This is a genomic window from Deltaproteobacteria bacterium (assembly GCA_016210005.1).
Taxonomy (GTDB): domain Bacteria; phylum Desulfobacterota; class Binatia; order HRBIN30; family JACQVA1; genus JACQVA1.
Map to the genome: position 1 here is coordinate 1 of JACQVA010000211.1, position 9,959 is coordinate 9,959.

9 protein-coding genes are annotated in these 9,959 nt (G+C 67.8%); 2 read left to right on the top strand and 7 right to left on the bottom strand.

The annotated features are described in order from the left end of the window. Positions 1 to 120 precede the first annotated feature (120 nt). From HY699_20485 to HY699_20515, 7 genes are all read right to left on the bottom strand, one after another. Positions 121 to 2,544 (bottom strand): hydantoinase B/oxoprolinase family protein, encoded by a 2,424-nt coding sequence (locus HY699_20485; protein ID MBI4518187.1) that lies wholly within the window; start codon positions 2,542 to 2,544, stop codon positions 121 to 123. Further along, the gene (locus HY699_20490; protein MBI4518188.1) at positions 2,541 to 4,691 is read right to left on the bottom strand and encodes a hydantoinase/oxoprolinase family protein; all 2,151 of its coding nucleotides are present in this window, start codon (positions 4,689 to 4,691) and stop codon (positions 2,541 to 2,543) included. Before HY699_20490 ends, HY699_20485 begins: the two co-directional genes overlap by 4 nt. Before the next feature lie 4 nt (positions 4,692 to 4,695). Further along, entirely contained in the window at positions 4,696 to 5,292 is a 597-nt protein-coding gene (locus tag HY699_20495; protein ID MBI4518189.1) for a helix-turn-helix transcriptional regulator, read from the bottom strand. A gap of 349 nt (positions 5,293 to 5,641) precedes the next feature. Continuing rightward, the gene (locus HY699_20500) at positions 5,642 to 6,649 is read right to left on the bottom strand and encodes an ABC transporter ATP-binding protein (protein ID MBI4518190.1); all 1,008 of its coding nucleotides are present in this window, start codon (positions 6,647 to 6,649) and stop codon (positions 5,642 to 5,644) included. 39 nt (positions 6,650 to 6,688) lie between these two features. Further along, positions 6,689 to 7,384, bottom strand: a complete 696-nt coding sequence (locus HY699_20505; protein ID MBI4518191.1) for an ABC transporter permease — start codon at positions 7,382 to 7,384, stop codon at positions 6,689 to 6,691. Positions 7,385 to 7,977: 593 nt separating this feature from the next. Next, entirely contained in the window at positions 7,978 to 8,322 is a 345-nt protein-coding gene (locus HY699_20510) for a type II toxin-antitoxin system PemK/MazF family toxin (GenBank protein ID MBI4518192.1), read from the bottom strand. After that, on the bottom strand, positions 8,319 to 8,555 hold the full coding sequence (locus tag HY699_20515) for a ribbon-helix-helix protein, CopG family (protein MBI4518193.1): 237 nt from the start codon (positions 8,553 to 8,555) through the stop codon (positions 8,319 to 8,321). The genes HY699_20510 and HY699_20515 overlap by 4 nt, the downstream gene beginning before the upstream one ends. Before the next feature lie 701 nt (positions 8,556 to 9,256). Between HY699_20515 and HY699_20520 the strand changes: the two genes are divergently transcribed. Further along, positions 9,257 to 9,721: a hypothetical protein gene (locus HY699_20520; GenBank protein ID MBI4518194.1), complete on the top strand. Its 465-nt coding sequence runs from the start codon at positions 9,257 to 9,259 to the stop codon at positions 9,719 to 9,721. 56 nt (positions 9,722 to 9,777) lie between these two features. Next, a partial coding sequence (locus HY699_20525; protein ID MBI4518195.1) for a hypothetical protein occupies positions 9,778 to 9,959 on the top strand: 182 nt, incomplete at its 3' end.

Here is a 9,959-nt window from a genome sequence, read left to right on the forward strand (position 1 = left end):
AGCGGGAATCCACGGCACCGGCTCGCTACGACCCGCCAAACGCCAAACTGGATTCCCGCTTTCGCGGGAATGACGGCCATAACACCGAACCACGTTACCCACAAATTTGTCGCGCACCCTTCAACGAGCTGTATAGCCGGCACTACCCGCTGGTCCGACGGGAAGCGAGGCCAGCCACTGCCGCTCGAACTCCCAGTTGAACAGAATCGGATCGCTGGCGCGCGCGACCTCGCTGGCCCACTGGGCGCCGCAGCCGGGGCAGAAGAATCGGCGGAAGAAGAAACGCGGCGCCTCGGTGCGCGTCATCTGCGCCAGCGGATGGGCATCGCGCAGGTGCTCGATTGCGAGTTTGGCGCGCAGTTTCGGATTCTCTTCAACCCGGCAGTAGAGGTGGCCACAACCAAGACACTGCCAGAAACACCGGCCGCGATCGTCGCGCGCGACGGCGAGATCAAGGCCGAGACGGAGGAGGGGACGAACCGCGGAGCCTTCCCCCTCCGGCGAAGGGGAACCAAGGGGGTTTCCTGGTTGCGTGGCAAATCCCCCCTGGCTCGCTTCTGCCAAAGGCGGGTTGTTGCCGGCGCCGGGCCGCAGCTGCGGCCACTCGCTAACCCAGCGCGCGCCGGCCAAGCGCCGCTGCCGCCACTCGTGCCGGCAAGCGGCCGAGGCGTCCGGATCCGCGCCGCCGCTGCGCGCATTCAGCACGACACCGTAAATCTGCCGCGCTTGTTCGGCTCTGATCACGCCCGCCGCCACGTCGGCTACGACCAGCTCGGGCTCGCGCCTGAGCGGATCGCCGTAGCCGGCGCCGCCCGGTATGCCGAAATAGATGATGTCGTCCTCGCCTAGGTACGATTCGCTCTTGGCGGCCAGCGCCTCCCAGGCGAAGATCTCAGGCTCACTCGGGCATTCGCCCTTGTCGAAGCGTGCGCGAACATCGGTGCCGCGGGCCAGGCGGAACACCGCCGCGCTCGGCGGCAAGCCGCCGGCCATGCCGCCGGTGTTGGGAAACTCGGCGCCGTGGCACCAGAGCAGCAAGTAGATGAACGGCGTCTTGTGCGGCTTGAGCGCGTACTCGAGGGCACAGCCGCCCCGGCGATAGCCGTGGCCGAAGCTCTGCGCCCCCCGGCGCCGGAAGAGATAAAGAAACGGATAGTGCAGCTCATTGGTCTCGACGTTGGCGTACTGCGTATAGGGAATGCCGCCCGAGCCGCAGACGTCGGGGCCGTCGCGGCGCTCTTTGCCGGAGGCCGCCATGCCGATAGCGTCCATCAGCAGCGTGCCCCAGAACTTGCCGTCACGATCCAGCCCACCCATGGTGTTGCCGAGAAACGCGCTGCCGGCGCCGCCGATGGTGGTGGCGCGCAACTCGTCGTGCGCCAGGATCATGTTGCCGACGGCGCCGCCGGCAGCGATGCCGGTGGCGATGGCACCCTCGGTGATGCCGTCGCTGACCGCCGCCGGGAAGTTCGGATTGTTGGTCGTGCCCGCCTGCGAGACGATCTCGAGATGCACCAAAATGCCGGCGTTCCACGCGATGTCGTACGCGATCTGCTCCAACAAGCCGGCGAGCACCCCGCCGCGCAGGCCGCCGACGCCGCAGTTGGCGAACCCGCTGCTTTGCTTGGAGGTGCCGCTGAAGTCGAAGATGAGCCGCTCGCCGGTGTTGGTCAGGGTGCAGTCGACCTCGTAGACTTCGTCTTGCAGCTCGGGGGCGGAGCCGCCGATCTCGTACCAGTCGCGGCTGCGAAAGCGGCCGCGGGGCAGCTCGGCCAGGCGCGCCTGGAACCGGCGGCTGGCGTCTTGCTGCATCATGATCATCACCGACTGCACCACTGCCGGTCCGTACTGCTCGACCAGCCGCAGCAAGTCGCGCCGGGCGGCGTTGTTGCCGGCGATCATCGAGCGGATGTCGAGCGCGAGAATTTCCGGCAACCGCGAGTTGCGCCGCAGCAGGCGATCGATGTCAGCGCGCAGCCGGCCATTCTCGACGATCTTCACGGCCGGATACAACGTCGGCTCGGCGTAGGCATCGCGAGCGGCCGGACACAGGCCGCCGGGACTCAACCCGCCCATGTCGAGTTGGTGCAGGGTGACACCGGCCCACAGGAACAATCGGTCGTCAACGAAGATCGGCGCCACGATCGCGCAGTCGGGCTGGTGAGCCGGACCGAGCCAGGGGTCGTTGGTGAAGAACATGTCGCCGTCGCGAATGCCGGGGTCTTCGGCGTTGAGCCGGATGACGTTGCCGATGATGAGGTCGGCGATGCCGGAATGGAGCACCACGTACGGCCCCAGGAACACGGGCGCGCCGTCATCAAGGGTGATGTACGTGCTCATGTCGTTGGCTTCGGTGGTGACGATGGTGCCGGATACCTTCTTCAGCGTCTCACCGATAGTGAGGCCGACGTAAACGATGCGGTGGCGTAGGATCTCGTAGGTCACCGGGTCGACGGCCACCGGCGGCTGGCGCAAGGCGTAGGGCGTGCGCAGCACCGCCGGCGGCGGCAGATCGGGATGCGGTTGGCCGAATGGCTTCATCATGACTCCGGCGCCGCCGCCGCGGCGGCGGGCTCGAGGCGGATATTGCGATAGGCATCGTACTCGGCCTGGTATCCCGGCGGCACCAAGACGGTGGTGCCTTGCATCTCCAGCACCGCCGGGCCGGCGACGACGTTGCCGGCGCGCAAGGCGTCGCCGTCGTAGAGCGGGGTATCCACCACCGTGCCGGCACCGAGGTGGAGCGGGCGCACCCCCTTGCGGGCATAAGCCGAGTGTGGCGAGTCGAGCGGCACCGCTTCGAGCCGGCCCTTGGGGGTGCGGCCCCGTACTTTCACGAGTTGTGAGATGAGATCGCGCCCGGCGTCCTTGAACCCCGCCCCGGCGCCGTACAGCTCAGCGTAACGGGTATCGAACCGGCGCACCAGTTCGGCCGCCGTGCGGGGCGCCAGCGGCCCCGCCGGCAGCGGCACCTCGACCTCGGTGAGCTGCAAGTGGTAGCGCAGGTTGGCCCAGCGCTCGACGCTGACGCGATTGGCGGCAAAGCCCTCGGCCGCGAGCTCGGCGCGGCCCTCGGCTTCGAGCCGCTCGTAGGTCTGCGCGGTGGCGCTGAGGTCCGCCGGTGGAAAGGCGGTGGCGTGAGCGGCCACCAACACGCGCAGCACGTCGGAATTGGCGATGCCGAAGGCCGACAGCACGGTGGCCAAGCCGGCCAGCGGCACGACGATCGAGCGCACCTCGAGCTCGGCGCCGATACCGGCGGCGTGCACGCCGGTGGCACCGCCGAACAGGTAGAGATCGAAATCGCGCAGGTCGTAGCCGCGCGCGAGCACGTGATAGCGGATGGCGTCGGCCATGTGGGCGTTGACGATGCGGAAGATGCCGGCGGCGGCTTCGTGCACCGAGCAGCCTAGGGGCCGGGCGATCTGGCTGGCGATGGCCTGCTCGGCCGCGGCGCGGTCGAGCCGCAGTGCGCCGCCGAGAAAGAACTCGGGATTGAGGTAGCCGAGCACGACGTTGGCGTCGGTGACGGTCGGCTGCGTGCCGCCGCGACCGTAGCACACCGGCCCGGGGTCGGCCCCGGCACTCTGCGGCCCGACGCTGATGCGGCCGTCGCGCACGCTGGCGATGCTGCCGCCGCCGGCGCCGATCGACTCGACGTCCACCATCGGCGTCGCCACCACGTGACGCTGGTGGTACGAGCGGGTGTTGTAGCGGATCTCGCCGTCGACGATCAGGCTGATGTCGAAGGACGTACCGCCCATGTCACCGGTGATGATCTTGGTGCTGCGCAACAGCCGGCCGATGATCTTGGCCGCCAGCACGCCGCCAGCCGGACCCGATTGCAGGGTGGTGACCGCCTGGGCCGCCGCCCGGGCGGCGGGTACAACGCCGCCGTTGGCTTGCATCACGTAGCACGGCGCCCGCAGCTCGTGCCGGTTTAACTCGCCCGTAAGCGCGTTGAGGTAACGCTCGACTTCGGGACGCAGGTAGCTGTTGAGCACGGTGGTGCTGGTGCGCTCGTACTCGCCGATCAGCGCCACCACCTCGCTGGAGATGGTCACGCAGGCCGCGGGATAGCGGGCGAGAATCAGCTCGCGCGCGCGCTGCTCGTGCACCGGGTTAACACAGGCCCACAGGAAGACGAGGCTGAGGGCCTCGCAGTGCTCTTCTTCGAGCAGCACGCGCGCGGCCGCGAGCAGCGCCGCCTCGTCCAGCGCCACCACCTCCTCGCCGTCGCGATCGCTACGCTCGGCGATGCCGATCACCCGGGGCGGTGCCAGCAGTTGGAAGGGGCGCTGGTTTTGCGTCTTGTGGTACCAGGCCTCGACCGGCAGGCCCTGGCAGAAAGCGCTGCCGCGCATCAGCAGCAAGGTGTCCTCGAAGCCTTTGGTGGTGATCAGGCCGACGCGCGCACCGCGCTGGTTGATCAAGGCATTGGTGGCCACGGTGCAGCCGTGGGCGAAGCCGCGGGTGCGCGCCAGCAACTGCGGTAGGGTCAGGTGCAGTTGAGCTGCGGCTTGCGCCAAGGCGCGGAACAGCCCCTCGCCGAACTGCGGCGGGGTCGAGGGCGCCTTGCTGATGACCACGCGGCCGTCGTCATCGAGCACTACGCAGTCGGTGAACGTGCCGCCGACGTCGGTGCCGATATAGTAGGCGGTCTCGGCCGGCAGGCGGCGGGCAGCCATCATCGCCTCAGCGCTGCCCGTAGGCGAAGGCGCACACCATCAGCATGCGCGCCGTTCCCGGGCCGGCGTTCTCCCACGTGTGCGGCACGTCGCCCTTGAGATGGAGCGTGTCGCCGGGCTTGAGGATGTAAGGCTCGCCGCGGATCACAAAACGCACGCGCCCGGCCAGCCCGAAGACCACCTCTTCGCCGCGATAGCGGATGGGAACGCCGGCACCGCTCTTGCCGCCGCGCGCCACCGTGACGATGAAGGCCTCCATCTGCGGGTTGACCAGCGGCTCGGCCACGTGCTCGAAGCGCAACGGGGTGCCGGCCACATGCAACACCCGTCCGGTTTGGGCCGGCAAGTGGCGCACCTCGACGGCGGCGGTGGTGTTGTCTTCGACGAAGTATGAAATCCGCCGGCCGAGCGCGTCGGCCAGACGGATGCACACCGCCAGCGAGGGAATCAGCCGTCCGGCTTCGATCTTGTGGATGGTGCTGGCCGCCAGCCCCGACTTCTCCGCCACCTGGCGCAAGCTGAGCCCGGCCTCCAGGCGCGCCCGCCGGAAGCGCTCGGTGGCCCGGCGCACGGGCGAAGCCTCGGCCGCGCTCGGCCGGTCCACGGATTGCCTGGTCGCCCTCGTTGCTCGCATTTCCGATCCGCCTATAGTGTTTCCGATAGTCCGAGACCGGCCCGCCCGCACATGACGATGGTCACCCCCTGGGCTGACCTTGGCCTTGGGGCTTACCACGGATTAAACGGATTGGGCGGGCTCGGATCGCCTTGAAGCCTTTTCCGGCCCGTGAAACCCGTTGCATCCGTTCGATCCGTTGTAGGAGAAGTCCGGGCTCCGGTGCCAAGCTCCCGGTGGGAGGGGTGACTCCGCGTCTCCGCGAGAGCCCACGTCGCGGGGCGTCAGTGGTTGGTCCCTCCTGCTACGGCTGCCGGTAGAGCGCTGAGCGTAAGCTGGGCTAGCCGAGCACGTGAATGGCGGACGACTTGAACGTGAGCCAGACCTCGGCTCCGAGGTTGAGGCCGAGCTCTTCGTAGGAATGCAGCGTGATCCGTGCGACCAGCGCCCGTCCGCAATCGACGGTGACGACCACGGCGGCTCCGTCGCGCTCGGCCTTGAGGATCGTGCCGGCGACGCAGTTGCGCGCGCTGGAGTGGAGCGGCGCACGGGAGAGGATGATCGCCTCCGGGTCGATGGCGATGGCGCGCGCGGCCGGAGCACCGGCGATTTCCAGGCGGAGCCCGTCGCTCTCGAAGTGGTAGGTGCCATCACTGGCGGTGGTGATGCCACGCAAGACGTTTACCAGGGGCGCCGCGGTGACCCGGCCGCCGACGAGCGACAGCACGCTGTCGCTGAGACGATAGGCCTGTTCGAGGTTGTGGCTGGTGAGAATCACCGTCTTGCCGGCCGCCGCCAGAGCGGCGATCACGGCTTCGATGGCGGCAACGTGCTCGCGATCGACGTTCGCGGTCGGCTCGTCGAACAGGTAGACGGCCGGGTCGATAACCAAAGCACGGGCGATCGCCACGCGCTGGGCCTCGCCGCCGGAAAGCTTCCACGCCGGCCGCTCGGCAAAGCCGGCGAGGCCGACCGCCGCCAGCGCCGTCGCTATGCGGCGATCGCGATCACCGGCCGGCAGGCGGCGCGCCTCGAGTCCGTAGGCGACGTTGGCGCGAACGCTGCGGTGAAACAGCATCGGACTTTGCGCGACCAGCGTCACGCGCCGGCGCTGGACAACGAGGTCGCGCGCTCGCCACGACACCGGCTCGCCGTCGAACGCGACCGTACCAGCGGCCGGCGGGAGGAGGAACGCCAGTACGCGCAGGAGTGTGGTCTTTCCCGAACCGTTCGGCCCGACGATAGCGGTGATGCGGCCGCGCGGCAGAGCCAGCGCGGTGACGTCGAGTGCGCGGCGCGAAGTGAACTCGACCCGCAGGTCGTCGAGACGGTAAATCGGTTCGTCCATCGGCGATGCCACCCCCCCCCGCAAGCGGGAGAGAAGCCCTTACCCCGGCGCCTCTCTCCCCGCCAGCAACGACGCCGCCACATTAACTGCCAACGCCACCGCCAGCAGGATGAGTCCGAGGGCGAAAGCGAGGGCGAACTCGCCCTTGCTGGTTTCGAGCGCAATCGCAGTCGTCATGGTGCGGGTGGCCCCCTCGATGTTCCCGCCTACCATCAGGGCGACGCCCAGCTCACCGATCAGGCGCCCGAAACCGGTGGCCACCGCCGCCAGCAGGCCGCGCGGTAGTTCACGCAAGACCGTGAGGGCGGCGCCCGAACGTGAGGCGCCCAGCGTCAAGGCGGTCTCCTCGATGCGCGGATCGGCACCGGCGACCACCGCCGCCGTCAGTGCCGCCATCAGCGGTGTCACCAGCAGGGTTTCGCCGAAGACCATGCCGGTGCGGGTGTAGAGCCAACCCAGCGGTCCCAGCGGCCCGCGCCGTGCCAGCAGCATGTAGGCCAGTAGCCCGACCACCACGGTCGGCAGCGCGGTCAGGGTATTGAGCAGCATTTCCAGCACGCGCCGCCCGCGAAATGAGCGGGCCGCGACCGCAAAACCGAGCGGGATGCCGCAGGCGGTGGCCAGCAAGATTGCCAGCAGCGACACTTGCAGTGATACCGCGACCGCGGCCAGCACGTGCCGGTCGAGCGCGACGATCAGCCGCAGGGCGGTGCCGAAGGCTTCACTGAAGTCCATGCCCGCTGCCTATTTCATCGCCTGTGCCTGCAAGGGCGCCCGGGCGAGCCCGATCGGCAGCGCAACCAGCAGCACCGCCCGAGCCGAGCGCGAGCTGAAGCGGCAGCAGTGCTCAGGGGGATTTTCGGCTGGCTGCCACCGCCGCGAGCATCGCACCGCGCGAGCATGCCGCTAAGAATCCTCCATACCCTGCCTTTGTCAAACCTGCCGTCCCCGGCAGTGCTTCTCGCGTCAGTTTCATCTCTCGAAAGACGAACCTCTCACCTGTCCCTGTCCTGACCTGAAACACGCCCGCTGCCCCTCGGCCCATGTCCGGCAAGTGCTGCCAAGTTTCATCATTAAAGAATCCGCGCCTGCGACCTGGACTCTTCAGGGATGAAATGTGCCGAGGGACCAGACATCGCCAAGGGGCAGGGCTCAGGTATCAGCTCCGCCCGATTGCCGGCTTCGCCGCCGAAGTCCCGGCCGACCGGGCGGTGCGAGTGGACGTGGTGAAGGTCGGGTAGCGGCACAGTGTCGAGGCGACCGGCGGGTCGCCCGGGCACAGGCATGGTGGGCGAGCCACCGCTGTAATCCGACCCTGAGACGGTGCTTCAACGACCGAGGACTACGTCGATTCCGGACAGTACCAGTTCGAGCTTGGCTCTTGTAAGTGTGCCGGCTCGTTCGGTGAGGTCACTCTTGTCCAGTGTCACGATCTGCGAAACGTTTGCGACCGAATCCTTCGGCAGGCCGGTGAGACTTGCCCGAAGCAGGAGGTTGCCGGGTGCCCCCGCCCACCTCACATTGCTCGTGAGGGGAACGCAAACGACTGTCGCAATGTTGCTGCGGTTCAGCCCGTCGCCCTGGATGACAACTACGGGACGACGAAAGCCGGGTGCCGAGCCTCGCGGCGCTGGCAGGTCCGCCCACCACACGTCGCCCTGGGCGATGCTCACCATTCGCTGCGCCGCAGAACACGACGGGATGCCGCGCGTACGAACCGGTCTGTCGGCCTGGGAATCTCGGTCAGGGCTCGATTCATCACGTCGGTCACGCGGTTCGGAGCGTGACGAGCCACGTACTCGGCAAGTGCCTGGCTGTACGTCTCGCTCCGCGAACGCTTCATTTGCCGCGCCAGCCGTTCCACCTCCTCGAACACTTCGTCGGGGATGGACACCGCGATTTTCATACCCGGAGTATAACCCGATTACGCGGACCGTCAACCCTTGCCGTCCAGCGTGCCTATCTGACGAACCGAGCGTCATGACCAGCGAGCAACATTGGGGCAACATTGGGGTCAGGGGCAACATTGGGGTCAGGTCTTGAAAGCGAGAGAGGTCCTAAGAATGCCGTCGAATGGTCCGGCCGCTGCCCCTCACCTTCCCCAGGGTGTGACCGCGTAACGGCGCGAGGCAATTAGCGCAAGTCGGATCTTTCACGCTGACGCTCATCTATCCCGACGGCGAGGTCGTCGCCTTCGGGCGGGACTGGGGGTCAGACCTTGAAGTGAGAAATAGCATCTTGCGCAGTGAGCGCAGCATGCAGGCGCCGGTTACCCGGCCGTTGATGACAAGGGTGTCGGTCTGGCTTGTCAGGCTCGTCGGGTTCAAAGGGTCCGTGAGGGTCACTACAATGCGGCGACGCGGACGTATACCGACACGACACCGGCCGGGCGAGTGAGCCGCACGGTCCTGGACATCGCCGGGCGTCCGGTGCAGATTCAGACCTCCTGATCTCGGCGAGTCGAAGTGATCCGTAGGCAGAGGTCGTAGGCCTTGTGGTTCAAGGGCTATGGGCATTTGGTGCGGCGGGCGGTTTGCGGTGGGCGGGGATTCTGAAAAGATACCGATAGCGGGGCGCACACCGGTGTGGCCGCGCCAGGAGGTGGGAATGCCGCAGCTGATCTTACCAATGTTTCCGAAAGGGGTAGCGCATATCACCGGCGATTTGGCGGTGGCGTGTGAGGGCGAGCGCGTCGCGTACTTCCATGGAGCGCTGCCGGTGTTCACGCACGAGCGCGGCGACCTCGCCACCTTCCGGATGATCACCAGTCAATTTGTGGTGAACGGGAACTGCCAGCAGCGCGACATCGTGCGCACCTTCGCCGTGCCGTCGATCACCGTGAAGCGAGCGGTCAAGCGGTACCGGGAGGGGGGGCCGAAGGCATTCTACCGCCCCCGGCCGACGCGCGGGGCGGCAGTGCTAACGTCCGCGGTGGTGGAGCGCCTCCAGGCGCTGCTGGACGACGGGACGGAAGTAAACACTGCGGCGCGGGAGCTGGAGCTGAAACCGAACACGGTGCACAAGGCCGTGCGGGCCGGCCGGCTACGGGTCCCGAGTAAAAAAAAGCGCTGAGCGAGCTGCGGCCCAAGAGCGAGCGCAGCGCCGCCGACGAGCAGGCGCTGCTGGGCGTGGGCGCCACCAACGTGGGGGAGCGGCTGCTGGCGAGCGTGGGCAAAGCGGGGCCGGTGGCACCGCAGTTCGCCGCGGCTGCCGACGTGCCCGCCGCCGGCGTGCTGTGTGCGCTGCCGGCGCTGCTGGCGTGTGGGTTGTTGCGCCAGAGGACCGCGTTGCAGTTGCCGCGCGGCTACTA

What these genes read in the sequence shown, in the direction of transcription:
- HY699_20485 (MBI4518187.1), bottom strand. Translation starts at nt 2,544, where the DNA reads ATGATGAAGCCATTCGGCCAACCGCATCCCGATCTGCCGCCGCCGGCG.
- HY699_20490 (MBI4518188.1), bottom strand. Translation starts at nt 4,691, where the DNA reads ATGATGGCTGCCCGCCGCCTGCCGGCCGAGACCGCCTACTATATCGGC.
- HY699_20500 (MBI4518190.1), bottom strand. Translation starts at nt 6,649, where the DNA reads ATGGACGAACCGATTTACCGTCTCGACGACCTGCGGGTCGAGTTCACT.
- HY699_20505 (MBI4518191.1), bottom strand. Translation starts at nt 7,384, where the DNA reads ATGGACTTCAGTGAAGCCTTCGGCACCGCCCTGCGGCTGATCGTCGCG.
- HY699_20515 (MBI4518193.1), bottom strand. Translation starts at nt 8,555, where the DNA reads ATGAAAATCGCGGTGTCCATCCCCGACGAAGTGTTCGAGGAGGTGGAA.
- HY699_20520 (MBI4518194.1), top strand. Translation starts at nt 9,257, where the DNA reads ATGCCGCAGCTGATCTTACCAATGTTTCCGAAAGGGGTAGCGCATATC.